This window comes from Phenylobacterium sp. Root1290, assembly GCF_001425305.1.
Classification (GTDB): domain Bacteria; phylum Pseudomonadota; class Alphaproteobacteria; order Caulobacterales; family Caulobacteraceae; genus Phenylobacterium.
The window spans coordinates 185852-199964 of sequence record NZ_LMEE01000001.1 but is presented as its reverse complement, the minus strand read 5'-3'; the positions used below and the strand labels follow the sequence as shown (position 1 = coordinate 199964).

Sequence of the window (14113 nt, the reverse complement as noted above, 5' to 3'; positions counted from 1 at the left end):
CGGACGCGAAGCCCAGAAGCGCCGCACGGCCTTCTGGGCTTTTCTCGCTTCCGCCGGATCCGGACTTTTTCTCTTCCTTGCGGAACCACGGCGGCGGGTCGCCCGTTGATTAGACGGTTGGAGACGAATGTCGAAAACCAGCCCGACAAATCAGCCAGCAATGGAAAACGATAGTCGGACTTGAAGCCCGGCGGGTCCTCGACCCCCGGGCTTCGCTGTTTCTGGCGCCCAGCGCGCGCTGCGACTTCACCCTAGGAACACCCCGCCCTGCGGGCCGTTTGCCGCAGAGGCCGGGACGCAAGCCGGTCATCCCCCAGGCACGGAGTTCCGCTATGAAAGTCAGCGATTGCATGACCCGCAGCGTCAAGATGGCCAGCCCCCAGGAGACCCTTCGCGACGCGGCCCGCATGATGGCCGACCTAGACGCCGGCGTGCTGCCCGTCGCGGACGGCGACCGGCTCGTCGGCATGATCACCGATCGCGACATCTGCGTGCGCGGCGTGGCGCAGGGCAAGGGGCCCGAGGCCAGGGTGGCCGAAGTGATGAGCCGCGAAGTCAAATACTGCTACGAGGACGACGACAGCGACGCAGTGCTGCGCAACATGGGCGACATCCAGGTCCGCCGCCTCCCTGTTCTCAATCGAGACAAGCGCCTGATCGGCATTGTGTCACTGGCCGACCTGGCCTCGATCGGCCAGACCTCGCGCACCGGTGAGGCGCTCGGCGGCATCGTGCGCCCCGGCGGCGAACACTCGCAGTCCATCCACTGAAATGTTGGGCGATGCTCCCTGGCCGGGAGCATCGCCTACCCCTTGGCGCGGTCGACGGTCTCGATGCTGGGATAGGCCCGCAGCGCCGCCGCGATGTTGGTCAGGTGCCGCGCATCCTTGACCTCGACGTCGAAGTCCACATCGAAGAAGTCCGACTGTCGCCTGTGCATGCGCAGGTTGACGATGTTGCCGCCGGCCTCGCCGATCGCCGTGCAGGCCTGACCCAACACCCCCGGCGCGTTGCGGATCGTGGCCGTCAGCTTTGACAGGGTCACGGTGTTGCGCTCGGCCTCCGGCGTCCATTGCAGGTCGCGCCACAGCTCTTCGCGATCCTCGAACTCAGCCAAACGGGCGCAGTCGATGGTGTGCACCGTCAGGCCTGTGCCGTCCGGCTCCAGGATTCCGACGATGCGGTCGCCCGGGACCGGCGTACAGCACTGGCCGAAGTTCAGCGACACGCCGGGCGTCAGCCCCCCGCCCCGCACATAGAGCCGCGCGCCCTTGCCGCCCTCGATCCGCCGGGTCGCCACGGCGGCCTCGCGGTCGGCCGCCTTGAGGCCTGGGAAGATCACGTCCAGCACCTGGGTCGGCGAAATGCGGCCGCGGCCGACCAGTTCGAACAGGTCGTCCTCGGTCGCCGCGGCGAAGCGCTCTAGCGACGGCTTCAGCAGCACGTCCTTGCGCGACTTGCCGGCCCGCTCGAAGGTCTGGTCCACGGTCGCGCGGCCCAGCCGAACGAATTCCTCGCGTTCGGTCTGGCGGATGTGCCGCCGGATCGCAGAACGCGCGCGCCCCGTCACGGTCAGCGAGCGCCAGTCCGGCGGCACCACAGGCTTGGGCCCGCGGATCACCTCGACCACGTCGCCGTTCTGCAGCGTCGTGCGCAGCGGCTTCAGTTCGCCGTTGATCTTCACACCGATGCAGGTGTCGCCGACGTCCGTGTGGACCGCATAGGCGAAGTCCAGCGGCATCGCGCCCCGCGGCAGGCTGACCAGCTTTCCCTTCGGCGTGAACACGAACGCCTGGTCGAGGTACATCTCGAGCTTGGCGTGCTCGACCAGTTCCTCGACGTCGCCGCCATGCTCCAGCACCTGGACTAGGTGGCGCAGGTTGACCAGCGGGTCGCGCCCGCCGCCCGCCGCTTGATCCTCGGGATCGAAGCCGTAGGACGAGTTCTTGTAACGCCAGTGCGCCGCCACGCCGTCCTCGGCGATGCGGTCCATGGTCTCGGTACGGATCTGCATCTCGATCCGCATGCCCTTGGGCCCGACCACGGTCGTATGCAGCGAGCGGTAGTTGTTGCGCTTGGGGGTCGAGATGAAGTCCTTGAACCGCTCAGGCACGCTCGGCCAGGCGCGGTGGATGACCCCCAGGGCGGCATAGCAATCAGTCTCGGAATCGACGATCACCCGGAAGGCGTAGATGTCCGAAAGCTGAGAAAATCCAATCGATTTGCGCTGCAACTTGCGCCAGATCGAATAGGGGTTCTTTTCCCGCCCGAAGACCCGCGCCGGGATGCCGGCGGCCTCAAGACGGGCCGCGATCTCGCCCGAGACGATCGAGACCGCCGCGCCCTGCTCGGCCCGCAGCGCTTCCAGCCGCCGCCCGATCGCGTCGCGCGCCACCGGGTTCAAGTGCTCGAAGCACAGCTCCTCCAGCTCCGAACAGATCCGGTGACAGCCGATGGAGCGCGCCAGCGGCGCGTAGATATCCAGGGTCTCGCGCGCGATCCGCTCGCGCTTGGCGGGGCTGGAGATGTACTGCAGCGTCCGCATGTTGTGCAGGCGGTCGGCCAGCTTGACCATCAGGACGCGCACGTCCTTCGAGATCGCCAGGATGAACTTGCGCAGGTTCTCGGCCTGCTTGGTCCGCTCGCTGTTGAGTTCCAGCTTGGTGAGCTTGGTGACGCCCTCGACCAACTCGGTGATCTCGGGGCCGAACAGGCCCCGGATGTCATCGGGCGTGACCGGGGTGTCCTCGATCACGTCGTGCAGCAGGGCGGTGACGATGGTGGCGGTGTCCAACCGATAGTCGGTCAGGATTCCCGCCACCTCGATCGGGTGTGCGAAGTAGGGATCGCCCGAGGCCCGCTTCTGCGACCCATGCATCCGCATGGCGTAGACATAGGCTCGGTTCAGAACCGCCTCGTCGGCGGTGGGGTCGTACGAGCGGACCTTTTCGATCAGCTCGTACTGGCGAAGCATCTTCGGCCGCTGCTTGGCGACCGGCGCGTCGATTTTATCGGCGGGCGGTTGTTGAGGCGCCGCCGTAACGGTGAGGGGTTCTGCGCCTTCCGGGCTCAGTACCGCTCCTCCTGGCCGCCGTCACGGTCGCTTTGAAGCGCGCGAACCAGTTCCAGCTCGCTCATCTGCATGTGGGTCGGATCCGCCAGCAGGGCCAGGGTTTCGGCCTCTTCCTCGGCTTCCGAACGCTCGTCGACGCGCTGCAGCGTGCCGATCAGGTTTTCCCGCAGCTCTTCGGCGTCCACCACGTCGTCGGCGATTTCACGCAGCGACACGACCGGGTTCTTGTCGTTGTCGCGGTCGACCAGGAGCGGGGAGCCGGCCGAAATGGCGCGGGCGCGATGCGCCGCCAGCAGCACGAGGCTGAAGCGGTTGGGGACCTTCTCGACGCAATCTTCGACGGTGACGCGGGCCATGGAATCCTCAGAGGTGCGGTAGAACCGAACAAAATAGAGGCTTCGCGGCGATTGTGCAACGCCGCAAGACCGCCGAACGAAGGGTTAGATGCCGCAGAGCCCGGCTTCGCGCAGCACGTCGTCCGTGGTTTCGAACATCGCGCTGGGCCGTTGGGCCCGCAGAATTTCCGGCGTCGCGTAGCCCCAGGTCACTGCGCCGGTGGCCAGACGCAGCTTCCGGGCCGCCTCGATGTCGCGAACCTCGTCGCCCACGCTCAGCACGTCGGCCTCGCTGACGCCGGACTTGCGGATCACTTCGCGGAACTTCGCGGCCTTGCCGAACACGGAGGCTCCGCAGCCATAGTGCGCCACCAGCCCCGCCAGCTCCGGCCCAAGCACCCTACGGACCGTAGCCTCGGCGTTCGAGCTGACGATCGCCACCTTCACGCCTCGCTGGGCCAACTGCCGCAGCATGTCGGCGACGCCCGGGAAAAGTTCGATCGACGGCGCCGCGGCGGCCGCAAGCTTGCGGACGTGTGCGGCGATGAACGGCAGCTTCCAGGCGGGCAACTGCAGAGCGCGCATCACCTCGCGGCTGGGCCGCCCGCGCAGGTCCGCGATCTCCGCCTCATCGACCTGGCGGAACCCAAAGCGCTGCGCCACGCTGTTCAGCACGGTGATGAACCAAGGCGCGCTGTCGGCCAGCGTTCCGTCGAAATCGAAGATGATGAGGCGATAGCCCACAGACCGGTCCCGCCGCTTCAAAGGGCTGCGCGCCGTATACCTCCCTGACGGTTGCGTCAACTTCGCTCGCTACCCCTGCGGCGTCACAGCGGCCGTGCATCGAGCCCGACGCTGGCGCTCAGCGCCAGTTCCGACGCGGACTTTCCCAGCACTGGATGGCGCCAGTCGGGCGCGATCTCGGCCAGCGGCCCCATGACGAACAGCCGCTCGTGAGCCCGCGGGTGGGGCAAGGTCAGCGCCGGGTCTTCGGAAATGATTCGGCCATGGGCGATGAGATCCAGATCCAGCGTCCGCGGAGCGTTGCGGACACTCCGCGTGCGGCCGAATTCGCTCTCTAGCATGAACAATGTTTGGATTAGCGCCTGCGGCGAAAGCCGAGCCTCGACAAGCACAACGCCGTTGCGATACTCATGATTATTCGGGTCGGGCCAGGCGGCGGAGCGCCACCAGGACGACCGACGCAGGATGGGCAATCCCGCCTCCGCGAAACGAGCGAGCGCCGCCTCGAGAAGGGCTTCGGACGAACCATAGTCGCCGGCGACATTACCGCCCAAGGCGACAACCGCCGCATCGTCCAGATTTACGCCCAGAGACATTTTCGCAGGATTATTCGCACTCATGACTTTCTACCCCACGGACAGGCTGGCGCTCTTCATCGACGGGGCGAACCTGTATTCCGCCGCCAAGGGGCTGGGCTTCGATATCGACTATCGCAAGCTGCTGGAAGAGTTCCGCAAGCGCGGCGTGCTCGTGCGCGCCTACTACTACACCGCCCTGGTCGAGGATCAGGAGTATTCGCCGATCCGTCCGCTGGTCGACTGGCTCGACTACAACGGCTTCCGCCTGGTGACCAAGCCGGCCCGCGAATACACCGACGCCCAAGGCCGCAAGCGCTGGCGCGGCGACATGGACGTCGAGATCGCCGTCGACATGATGGAGATGGCGGCCCACGCCGACCACCTGGTGCTGTTCTCCGGCGACGGGGACTTCCGGGTCCTGGTCGAGGCGGTTCAGCGCCGCGGCGCCCGCGTTACTGTGGTCTCCACCGTCAAGTCGCAGCCGCCCATGGCGTCCGACGACCTGCGCCGCCAGGCCGACAACTTCGTGGATCTGGCGGACCTGGCTGACATCATCGGTCGGCCCTCGCGCCTGCCCCGCTTCATCCAGGAAAGCCGCGCCGCCCGCGACGAACACGACGTCGACGCCGAGCTCTGATGTCGGTTGAGCTCTGGGGCTCCGAGCCGCCCCGCGACTGCCCGCTATGCCCGCGCCTGGTCGCCTATCGCCAGTCGAACGCCGCCCAGAACCCTGACTGGTGGAACGGTCCTGCCCCGTCCTTCGGCGATCCGGCCGCGCGCCTGCTGGTGGCGGGCCTTGCGCCCGGCCGCACCGGGGCCAACCGGACCGGTCGGCCGTTCACCGGCGACCATGCGGGCTGGATGCTCTACGACACCCTGACCAAGACCGGCTTCGCCAACGGCAAGTTCGACGCCCGCGTCGACGATGGCCTCGTGCTCACCGACGTCATGATCACCAACGCGGTCCGCTGCGCCCCGCCCGGCAACAAGCCCGAGACCAGCGAAGAGAACACCTGCCGCCCGTTCCTGACCCAGCGGCTCAAGGACCTGCCCAACCTCAGGGTCATCGTCACCCTGGGCGACGTCTCGCGCCGCAATGTGCTGAAAGCCCTGGGCCTTAAGGCCTCGGCCGGCATCCCCGGCCACGGCACGGAGTTCCAGGCCGGTCCCTATATCGTGCTGAACAGCTATCACTGCTCGCGCCTCAACACGAACACCGGCCGCCTCACCGCCGAGATGTTCGAGGCTATCTTCCGCCGCGCCCGCGAGCTGCTGGACGCCTAACGGCTCCAGTAGAAATAGCGCCAGGCCTTCGCGAACCCCGCCCGCCGATAGAGGCTGCGGGCGCCGGTATTGCCTTCTTCGACCTGCAGGAACACGCGCTCCACGCCGCGCGCCTGCGCCGCGCCGGCCAGGCCGGCCAGCACCCTGCCCGCCAGCCCCTCGCCCCGCCGAGAGGCGTCAGTGCGCATGCCATGCACGCTGGCCCAGCCATGACCGAAGGCGGCGACGCCGACCGCCAGGGTCCGGCCGTCTTCCGAGACCCCGCCATAGACAGCATCGGGTGAGCGGGTGAGCGCCGCGACGCGGTTCGCCCCGTCGGCGGGATCGAAGCCCTCGCTCGTGAAAACAGATGCCCAGCCGGCGTCGGGTGCATTGTCCACGCCGGCCGCCTCGCCGCGGCACGCCGCGATCATCGGCCCTGTCGCACCAATCTTCACCAGTGTCGGCTGTTCGAAGCGGTAGCCGCGTCGCGCCAGTTCCGCCCGCACGCCTTCCAGGCCGGGCTCGTCGGCGATCCGGAACGCCGGCGCCAACCCGTGCGCCGCGTAGGCCGCCTCGATCTGGTCGAACACGGCGGGGTCGGCGGACAGCGCATGGCTCAGCGGCACGGCGCTCGCCGCACGGCGGATCGTGCCCTCGTTCAGGGCCAGCAGCCAGCCGCCGATCTCCAGCACCTCGCGTGGCGCCACCGCTGCGATGGTCGCCCGCTCGATCGCCTCGACGTCAGCCACGATCGCGCAGCAGGCGGGCCTTGTCCCGCTGCCAGTCGCGCTCGGCGGTCGCTTCGCGCTTGTCGTGGGTCTTCTTGCCCTTGGCCAAGGCGATCTCCAGCTTGGCCAGCCCCTTCTCGTTCCAATAGAGCTTGGTCGGGATGATCGTGCGGCCCTCGCGCGTCACCGCCCCGATCAGCTTGTCCAACTGCTTGCGGTGCAGCAGCAGCTTCCGGTGCCGTCTCGGCTCGTGGTTGAAGCGGTTGGCCTGCGCGAAGGGCGGGATGTCGGCGTTGATCAGCACGACCTCGTCGCCTTCGACCGAGGCATAGGACTCGGCGATGTTGGCCCGGCCGTTGCGCAGCGACTTGACCTCCGACCCGGTCAGCATCAGCCCCGCCTCGAAGGTCTCTTCGAGGAAGTAGTCGTACCGCGCCCGGCGGTTCTCTGCGATCAGCTTTCCCGACATCAGATGACGCCGGCTTCCCTCATCCCAGCCAGCACCTCCGCACGCGAGACTTCCGACGCCGGCACGATGGGCAGGCGCGCGTCTTCCTGGCAGAGGCCCAGATGCGACAGGGCGAACTTGGTCGGCGCGGGCGAAGCGTCGGTGAACAGCGACCGATGCAGCCGGAACAGGCGATCCTGCCAGTAGAGCGCAGTCTTCCAGTCGTCGCCCAAGGCGGCGTTGTAGAAGGTGGCGCACAGGTCCGGGGCGATGTTGGCCGTCACCGAGATGCAGCCGTGACCGCCGTGGGCCATGTAGCCCAGCGCCGTCAGGTCGTCGCCCGACAGCAGCACCCAGTCATCGCCGCACAGCTGGCGCTGCACGGTGGCGCGGGTCATGTCGGCGGTGGCGTCCTTGATGCCGACGATGTTCGGCAGCTTGGACAGCCGGGCCAGCGTGTCGTTGCTGATGTCCACCGAGGTGCGGCCCGGCACGTTGTAGACCAGCACCGGCAGCTGAACCGCCTCGTTGATCGCCGCATAGTGGGCGTAGAGGCCCTCCTGGTTCGGACGATTGTAGTACGGCGTCACCACCAGGGCGGCGTCCGCGCCGATGGTCTTGGCGTGCTGGACCAGCTCGATCGCTTCGTCGGTGGAGTTCGAGCCTGCGCCCGCGACCACAGGCACCCGGCCGGCGGCGGTCTTCACAGCCAGTTCAACCACCCGGCGGTGCTCGTCATGGGAAAGGGTAGAGGTCTCGCCGGTCGTGCCCACGGGCACGATGCCGTGGACGCCGCCCGCGATCTGACGCTCGACGAGGGCGACAAACGCCTTCTCGTCCACCGCGCCATCGCGGAACGGAGTCACCAGGGCCGGCATCACGCCCTTGAACAAGGAATCTGACATGGTCTGCAAAAAGCCGTGAAAGCGAGGCCAGTTGTTGCGGCCTCATGATTTGGCCGGACAATATGGCGGGGCGCCCCCGCGCCGCAACATAGTTTCATTTTTCCCCGAGACCGGAGTTCGTCACCTTGCCGTTCAAGGCCCGTAAAGCGTTTCTGACCACCGCCTCGATCGCCCTGCTGGCCACGATGGCCAATGCGCAGGCCCCGACTCAGGGTGCGCCGGATCAGGGCCCCTACCGGCCGTTCTCGGGGAGCGAGCGCCCGCCCGCCGAGGGGCCGCGCCCGATCGAGCTGACTCAGACCCCGCCGACGGCCTACCGCCAGTCCCTGTCGATGACCGATTCCGCGACCCTTACCTCGGCGCTGGCGGCCGCCAAGCGCGGCGACGTCACCACCGCGCGCTCGGCTATCGCGGCGCTGAACGATCCTGTCGCCAAGAAGCTCGCCACCTGGGCCATCGCCGACTCCGCCGCGGAATCGATGTCATTCTTCGAGATCGACCAGGCCCGCCGCGACCTCGCCGGCTGGCCCCGCCCGAACCGTCGCCAGCTCGGCGCCGAGAAGCTGCTGGAGACTTCGGGCCAGACGCCGCAACAGATCATCGCCTGGTTCGGTGGCGGCGAGCCGCAGACCGCCGAGGGCGCCATGGCCCTGGCCAGCGCCTACCAGGCCACGGGCCGCCAGAAGGACGCCCAGGACCTGATCCGCCGCTTCTGGCGCGACAAACTGTTCGAGGTCACACCCCAACGCACCATGCTGACGCGGTTCGGCTCGATGCTGACCCAGGACGACCACGTCCGCCGCACCGACATCCTGCTCTACGGCGCACAGGGGCCCGCCGCGCGCGACATGCTCGCCCTTTTGCCGCCCGACCAGCTGCAACTGGCCCAGGTCCGCATGGCCTATCGCTCCGGCTCCTCGGGGGCCAACGACATGGCCGCCGCCCTGCCCGCCAACCTCGCCAACAGCCCCGGCGTCGCCTTCGAGCGCGCCAGCTACTACCGCCAGCGCAACCTCGAGACGCTCGCCATCGCCGCGGTCCGCAATTTTCCGACCGACGTCGCCCACGGCGACATGGCCGAGCGGATCTGGGCCGAGCGCTATCGCCTCATCCTCTACGCTCTGCGCAACGGCGACTCGGCCGGCGCCTACGCCGCCGCCGCCAATAGCGGCCTGACCACCGGCGCGCCGGCGGCCGACGCCGAGTTCTATGCCGGCTGGATCGCGCTGACCCGGCTGAAGAAGCCCGAACAGGCCGCCGTCCATTTCGCCAATCTGGAGAAGATCGGCCAATCGCCCATCACCCGCGGCCGAGCCTTCTATTGGCAGGGGCGCACCGCCGAGGCGCGCGGCGATCAGTCCGCGGCCAGGGCGTTCTATGGCGCGGGCGCGAAGTTCAACACGACCTTCTATGGCCAGCTCGCCACCGAGAAGCTCGGCCAGCCGCTGGTTCTCGGCCCCGACCCGCAACTGAACCAGGCCGACCGCGCCCGTTTCGATTCCCGCGACACGGTCCGCGCCGCGCGCCTGCTCTACGAGATCGGCAATCGCGACCTCTTCAAGACCTTCGTGCTGGCGCTCGACGACATCCTGCCGACCGTCGAGGAGCAGGCCCTGCTCGTCGATCTGGCGCGCGGCTATGGCGACCAGGACACCTCGATGAAGGTGGTCCGGACAGCCGCCCAGCGCGGCTTCATCCTGCCGGAACGCGGCTACCCGCTGCGCACCCCGCCGCCGGTCGCGGGCGCGCCTGAACCGGCCCTGACCCTCGGCATCACCCGCCAGGAGAGCGGCTTCGACCCGATGGCCCGTTCCGGCGCCGACGCGCGCGGGATGATGCAGCTGCTGCCGGCCACCGCCGCCAGCACCGCCCGCGGCCTGGGCATGAGCTACGACGTCTCGATGCTCTGGCAGCCCGACTACAACATGCAGCTGGGCCAGGCTTTTCTCGGCCGGCAGATCAACAACTTCTCCGGCTCGTATCCGATGGCGATCGCCGCCTACAACGCAGGACCCGGACGCCCGCCGCAGTGGATCGTGTTCTGCGGTGACCCGCGCGGCGCCGCCACCGACCCGATCGACTTCGTCGAGTGCATCCCGTTCTCGGAGACCCGCAACTACGTCATGCGCGTGATGGAGGGGATGCAGGTCTACCGCGCCCGGCTCGCCGGCGGCTCAGCCCCGATCACCCTGAGCGCCGACCTCAAGCGCGGCGGCTACGGCAGCTACGCCGGGCCAATCGGACCGCAGCCGCCGCTGCCGGTCGGAGGATCGAACGCGCCGATCCCCAACCCGTAGGGACCGGCGCTCGCGGCGCGAGCTCTACTTCGCGCCGTTCGCGAACCGCTTGCGGAAGTCGTCAAGCTGGATCGTGAACTCGTCGGCGGCCAGGAACTCCAGGTCGCTCATCTTCGGCTGCTCGCCCTTGCGGTACCAGGCGGCGTACTCCGGAACCTCGCCGGAGAACTTCTTGTAGTGGGTCGAATAGGTCCGCACCCGGATCGCCGGGGTCTCTCCGCTCAGGTCGAAGGTCATGAAGCGCATCCAGCCGTCGCCGATGCCGACCGGCCAGGCGGCCTTCACCCCCGCCGCGATCGCGGTCTGGCCGCGGTCCTGATAGTCGGCCAGCACCTGGTGCACCGTGAACCCGCCCGCGCCGGCATCGGCCCGATAGGCCTGGCCGTGCTGGTGCCCGTTCAGCGCCAGGAAGATCTGTTCGTGGCGGCTCAGGAACTTGCGCCACACATCCTCGGGATTGTTGTGCTCGGGATGCACCATGGCCATGTCGACCATCGGATTCGGCGCCCGTTCGCCATTGGTGCTGAGATGGTCATGGATGCTGACGATGGTCGGCAGGCCCGGATGGGCTGCGATCACCTTCGAAGCCCACGCCAGCACGTCGTCGCCCGGCGCCATCTCCAGGCCGATGTGCAGGAACCGATAGCCGCCGGCGGTGAAGACCTGAGCGCTGTCGGCCCCGCCGTTGTACGACGCCACGTACCACGGCTTGTCCTTGAAGAACGCCGTCTGCGCGCCGAACACTTCGCGCCAGTTGTCCAGGCCGCCGGGGTGCAGCATCCCATACGCGCGCGGATGGTCGCCCGGGTTCATGAAGTCCTTGATCGGCAGGTGGCGGGAGTCCGTCCACATCGCGTCATAGTCGTGGTTGCCCGGCACGACCGAGAACGGCGTCTGGCCGGCGATGATCTCGAAGCCCTGCTTGGCGGCAGGCATCTCGACGGACCGGGTCTTGTCGGTCGGGGCGAAATGCGTGTCGAGGATCGGATTGACGCCGGCGCTGACCCCGAACTTGGCGTGGGCCTCGTCGAACTTCTTGGTCTGGTGCTGCCAGGTGTCGCCCAGCGAGGTGACAAAGGCGATGTCGCCGCCATTCGCCTTCAGCCGGGCTGAGATGTAGCGCATCTGTTCGAAGAACAGCTCACGCGCATCGAACGGAAAGCCCTCCGCCGTCTGGTGCGTGTAGTCGACGTAATTCTGGGTGTCTGGGATCACCGCCAAGGTGAAGCTGTCGTCCTTGGCGAGGGCTGCCGCGGGCGCGGCCAGGGCGGCGCTGGCCATCAGGGCCAGCACCAGGCGGCGTGTCTTGCCGATCATCGAACGTCTCCGGAAAGCAATGCTGAGGGGCTTAGAACTGCAGGCCAAGCTCGAGGCCGAAGGTGCGCGGCGCGCCGGCGATCGCGGTCGGTGTGCCGAAATTCTCGCCCGAGTTTCCCGCGTCCAGCAGGTACTCCTCGTCCAGCAAGTTGTCGGCGAACAGGCGCACGCTCCACCCCTGAGCCTCGTTGCGAACGCCCAGGTTGCCGCTGACGAAGACGTGGCCCTTGTCCATCTTCGGGGCGACGTTCTCGTTGTCGAAATAGACCTTCGATTGGTAGCGGACCCGCCCTGAGAAGAAGCCGGTCAGGTCGCCGTTCAGCGGCCGTTCGGCGTTCAGGCCGATCGCCGCCTGGTACTCGGGCGAGATGCGGAAGCGGTGGCCGGTGAAGTCCCCTTCCGACGACTTGAAGTCGTCGAACTTGGCGTCGAGGTACGAGAAGTTCGCGAAGGCGTCGACGCCGCTGGCGACCAGGAACGTCCCGGCGAACTCGAACCCGGTGGCGCTGGCCGATCCGGCGTTCACCGCTCGCTGACCCAGGGTCGGGTTGCTGGGGTCGATCAGTTCCATCGTCTGGAAGTCGGTCCAGCTGTAGTGGAACAGGGCGGTGTCGAACCGGAACCGGTCGAACGCCCCCTTCACCCCGACCTCGTAGTTCCAGAGCTGCTCAGGATCGACCGCCGAGACCGCTCCGTTGCTGTCGGCTTGCAGGAAGCCCGAGCGCTGGCCCTTGGCCACACCCGCATAGGCGTGGAGCCCGTTGCCGAAGTCGTATTGGACCGACAGGCGCGGCAGCACCGCGTCGAAGTCCGCCTCGCCGTCCAGCGCTCCATTGGTCGCTGCGAACATCAGGTTCTTCGGCGCGGCGGCATACGCGCCGGGCAGCGCCGCCTGCAGCGCTGAATAGTAGGTCGCGAACAGCGGATGGCGCTGGTTCGTGGCGCTGAAGCTCGGATCCAAGGCCACGAACCTGGCGGCCACCGCGGTCGAAACCGAGTTGTAGACGCCCAGCTTGATCAGGCCCGACTGCCCCACCGCCGGCTGGTTGGAGACGAACCGCCGCTCGTTGCGCACATAGCGGGCGCCGCCATTGATCGTCAGTTGGTCCGTCAGGTCATAGGTCAGGTCCACGAAGGCCGAGGTGTCGGCCTTGCGGCCCTTCTGTTCGCGATACTCGCGTCGGTTCGGGTCCAGGGTGATCCCCAGCGACGCCGGCAGCACCAGCTGGTTCGGCTGGCCGTTGGGCAGCACCCACACCCCGGACTGAAGGATCCCGAAGATCGGTTCGCTGAACGTCAGGCCGATGGTCTCGTCCACCGCGTCGCGGATGTAGCTGACGCCCGCAAAGCCCTTCAGGCGCTCGCCGGCCGAGAAGTTGAACCGCGCCTCCTGGTAGAAGCTGGAGGTCTCGTTGGCGATGTCGCTGTCGACGAACGGAATGAAGCCGCCGTCCAGGTCGAAGTACTGCTGGTAGTCGTACTCTCGGTACCCGGTGATAGACGAGAAGCTGAGGCTGTCGTTCAGCTCGGCCTCGATCAGCAGCGTGCCGCCATAGACGTTCCGCTCGAATTTCGACGGCTGGCGCGGCGCCTGGTAGGTTTCCTTGTAGGGATCGGCCAGGCCCAGGCTCGGGGTGGGTATCGTAAAGCTCGTGAACTGCGTGCCCGTCGGATTGTCGTGCTGCACATAGCCGATCAGGGTGGCGCTGAAGCGGTCGTTCGGTTCGAACTTGAACGAGGCCCGCGCCGCCGTCGTGTCCAACCCCATGTAGTCGCGCGCATCCCCGCCGGCGGCGGCCTTGTTCTCGATGTACCCCTTGCGCTGCTCGTGGAACCCCGCGATCCGGAACCCGGCCACGTCCGACACCGGCAGGTTCAGCGCGCCCTCCGCACGTCGATAGTCCAGGTTTCCGACGGCGCCGCTCACATAGCCGCCGAACTCGTCCTGCGGCTTGCGGGTGATCAGCGAGAGGCCGCCGATCTGCGAGGCCGTGCCGAACAGCGTCCCCTGCGGACCGCGTACGATCTCGATCCGGTCCATGTCGTAGATGGCCATCTGCGCGCCTTCCCGGCGGCTGATGTCCACGCCGTCGAGATAGGTGGAGACCGCCGATTCCGACCCTGCCCCCGACTCGTCCGAGGTGATGCCGCGAATGCTGATGCTGGGCGCCGCAGGGCTCTGGTTCTTGTAGTTCGTGCTCGGGGCCAGGCTCGCCACCTCCTCGATCGAACGCAGGCGCATCCGCTCGATCGTCCGGCCGCCGAAGGCCGAAATGGCGATCGGAACGTCCTCCAGCGCCTCCGCGCGCTTCTGGGCGGTGACGATCACCTCCTCCAGCGTACCTGGCAGGTCGGCCTCTTCAGCCAGGGCCGGCGCAGCCATCAGCAGCACCGACGCCAGCGACATCAGGCCAGCCGCGCG

General features: G+C 67.6%; 13 protein-coding genes. 4 read left to right on the top strand and 9 right to left on the bottom strand.

Annotated features, from left to right (window positions below; genetic code table 11):
* The first annotated feature begins 332 nt into the window (after positions 1-332).
* Positions 333-770 carry a CBS domain-containing protein gene (locus ASC79_RS00970; RefSeq protein ID WP_056018368.1) on the top strand — a complete coding sequence of 146 codons (438 nt, stop codon included), beginning with the start codon at positions 333-335 and terminating at the stop codon, positions 768-770.
* A 35-nt stretch (positions 771-805) separates the two neighbouring features.
* On the opposite strand, the gene ASC79_RS00965 is transcribed toward ASC79_RS00970, so the two are convergent.
* The 4 genes from ASC79_RS00965 to folK form a co-directional block, all read right to left on the bottom strand.
* Positions 806-2974, bottom strand: coding sequence for a bifunctional (p)ppGpp synthetase/guanosine-3',5'-bis(diphosphate) 3'-pyrophosphohydrolase (locus tag ASC79_RS00965; protein ID WP_056018365.1), 2169 nt, complete (start codon positions 2972-2974; stop codon positions 806-808).
* Between the two features lie 95 nt (positions 2975-3069).
* Positions 3070-3429 (bottom strand): DNA-directed RNA polymerase subunit omega, encoded by a 360-nt coding sequence (rpoZ, locus tag ASC79_RS00960; RefSeq protein ID WP_056018362.1) that lies wholly within the window; start codon positions 3427-3429, stop codon positions 3070-3072.
* A gap of 84 nt (positions 3430-3513) precedes the next feature.
* Positions 3514-4152 (bottom strand): HAD hydrolase-like protein, encoded by a 639-nt coding sequence (locus tag ASC79_RS00955; protein ID WP_056018359.1) that lies wholly within the window; start codon positions 4150-4152, stop codon positions 3514-3516.
* An 83-nt stretch (positions 4153-4235) separates the two neighbouring features.
* Positions 4236-4748, bottom strand: coding sequence for a 2-amino-4-hydroxy-6-hydroxymethyldihydropteridine diphosphokinase (gene folK / locus ASC79_RS00950; RefSeq protein ID WP_056018354.1), 513 nt, complete (start codon positions 4746-4748; stop codon positions 4236-4238).
* 22 nt (positions 4749-4770) lie between these two features.
* On the opposite strand from folK, the gene ASC79_RS00945 reads away from it, so the two are divergent.
* Positions 4771-5367, top strand: a complete 597-nt coding sequence (locus ASC79_RS00945; protein WP_056018351.1) for an NYN domain-containing protein — start codon at positions 4771-4773, stop codon at positions 5365-5367.
* Complete coding sequence (locus tag ASC79_RS00940) at positions 5367-6014, top strand: uracil-DNA glycosylase (protein WP_056018348.1); 648 nt, start codon at positions 5367-5369, stop codon at positions 6012-6014. The genes ASC79_RS00945 and ASC79_RS00940 overlap by 1 nt, the downstream gene beginning before the upstream one ends.
* Here ASC79_RS00940 and ASC79_RS00935 read toward each other — a convergent pair.
* From ASC79_RS00935 to dapA, 3 genes are read right to left on the bottom strand one after another with little or no spacing between them, the layout of a single operon-like run.
* On the bottom strand, positions 6011-6745 hold the full coding sequence (locus tag ASC79_RS00935) for a GNAT family N-acetyltransferase (RefSeq protein ID WP_056018345.1): 735 nt from the start codon (positions 6743-6745) through the stop codon (positions 6011-6013). The two genes, ASC79_RS00940 and ASC79_RS00935, sit on opposite strands and share 4 nt — an antisense overlap.
* Positions 6738-7193 carry an SsrA-binding protein SmpB gene (smpB, locus tag ASC79_RS00930; protein ID WP_056018342.1) on the bottom strand — a complete coding sequence of 152 codons (456 nt, stop codon included), beginning with the start codon at positions 7191-7193 and terminating at the stop codon, positions 6738-6740. Before smpB ends, ASC79_RS00935 begins: the two co-directional genes overlap by 8 nt.
* Positions 7193-8077 carry a 4-hydroxy-tetrahydrodipicolinate synthase gene (dapA, locus tag ASC79_RS00925; RefSeq protein ID WP_056020857.1) on the bottom strand — a complete coding sequence of 295 codons (885 nt, stop codon included), beginning with the start codon at positions 8075-8077 and terminating at the stop codon, positions 7193-7195. Before dapA ends, smpB begins: the two co-directional genes overlap by 1 nt.
* Positions 8078-8202: 125 nt before the next feature.
* On the opposite strand from dapA, the gene ASC79_RS00920 reads away from it, so the two are divergent.
* On the top strand, positions 8203-10374 hold the full coding sequence (locus ASC79_RS00920; RefSeq protein ID WP_235528700.1) for a lytic transglycosylase domain-containing protein: 2172 nt from the start codon (positions 8203-8205) through the stop codon (positions 10372-10374).
* Positions 10375-10398: 24 nt separating this feature from the next.
* Here the strand turns inward: ASC79_RS00920 and ASC79_RS00915 are convergent, their stop codons facing one another.
* The gene (locus ASC79_RS00915) at positions 10399-11691 is read right to left on the bottom strand and encodes a hypothetical protein (RefSeq protein WP_056018339.1); all 1293 of its coding nucleotides are present in this window, start codon (positions 11689-11691) and stop codon (positions 10399-10401) included.
* A gap of 31 nt (positions 11692-11722) precedes the next feature.
* Complete coding sequence (locus ASC79_RS00910; RefSeq protein ID WP_056018337.1) at positions 11723-14098, bottom strand: TonB-dependent receptor; 2376 nt, start codon at positions 14096-14098, stop codon at positions 11723-11725.
* Positions 14099-14113: the final 15 nt, after the last annotated feature.

Bases quoted from the DNA above. Each gene is read 5' to 3' on its own strand.
- ASC79_RS00970 (WP_056018368.1), top strand. From the start codon at position 333: ATGAAAGTCAGCGATTGCATGACCCGCAGCGTCAAGATGGCCAGCCCC.
- ASC79_RS00965 (WP_056018365.1), bottom strand. From the start codon at position 2,974: ATGCTTCGCCAGTACGAGCTGATCGAAAAGGTCCGCTCGTACGACCCC.
- rpoZ (WP_056018362.1), bottom strand. From the start codon at position 3,429: ATGGCCCGCGTCACCGTCGAAGATTGCGTCGAGAAGGTCCCCAACCGC.
- folK (WP_056018354.1), bottom strand. From the start codon at position 4,748: ATGTCTCTGGGCGTAAATCTGGACGATGCGGCGGTTGTCGCCTTGGGC.
- ASC79_RS00945 (WP_056018351.1), top strand. From the start codon at position 4,771: ATGACTTTCTACCCCACGGACAGGCTGGCGCTCTTCATCGACGGGGCG.
- ASC79_RS00940 (WP_056018348.1), top strand. From the start codon at position 5,367: ATGTCGGTTGAGCTCTGGGGCTCCGAGCCGCCCCGCGACTGCCCGCTA.
- smpB (WP_056018342.1), bottom strand. From the start codon at position 7,193: ATGTCGGGAAAGCTGATCGCAGAGAACCGCCGGGCGCGGTACGACTAC.
- dapA (WP_056020857.1), bottom strand. From the start codon at position 8,077: ATGTCAGATTCCTTGTTCAAGGGCGTGATGCCGGCCCTGGTGACTCCG.
- ASC79_RS00915 (WP_056018339.1), bottom strand. From the start codon at position 11,691: ATGATCGGCAAGACACGCCGCCTGGTGCTGGCCCTGATGGCCAGCGCC.
- ASC79_RS00910 (WP_056018337.1), bottom strand. From the start codon at position 14,098: ATGTCGCTGGCGTCGGTGCTGCTGATGGCTGCGCCGGCCCTGGCTGAA.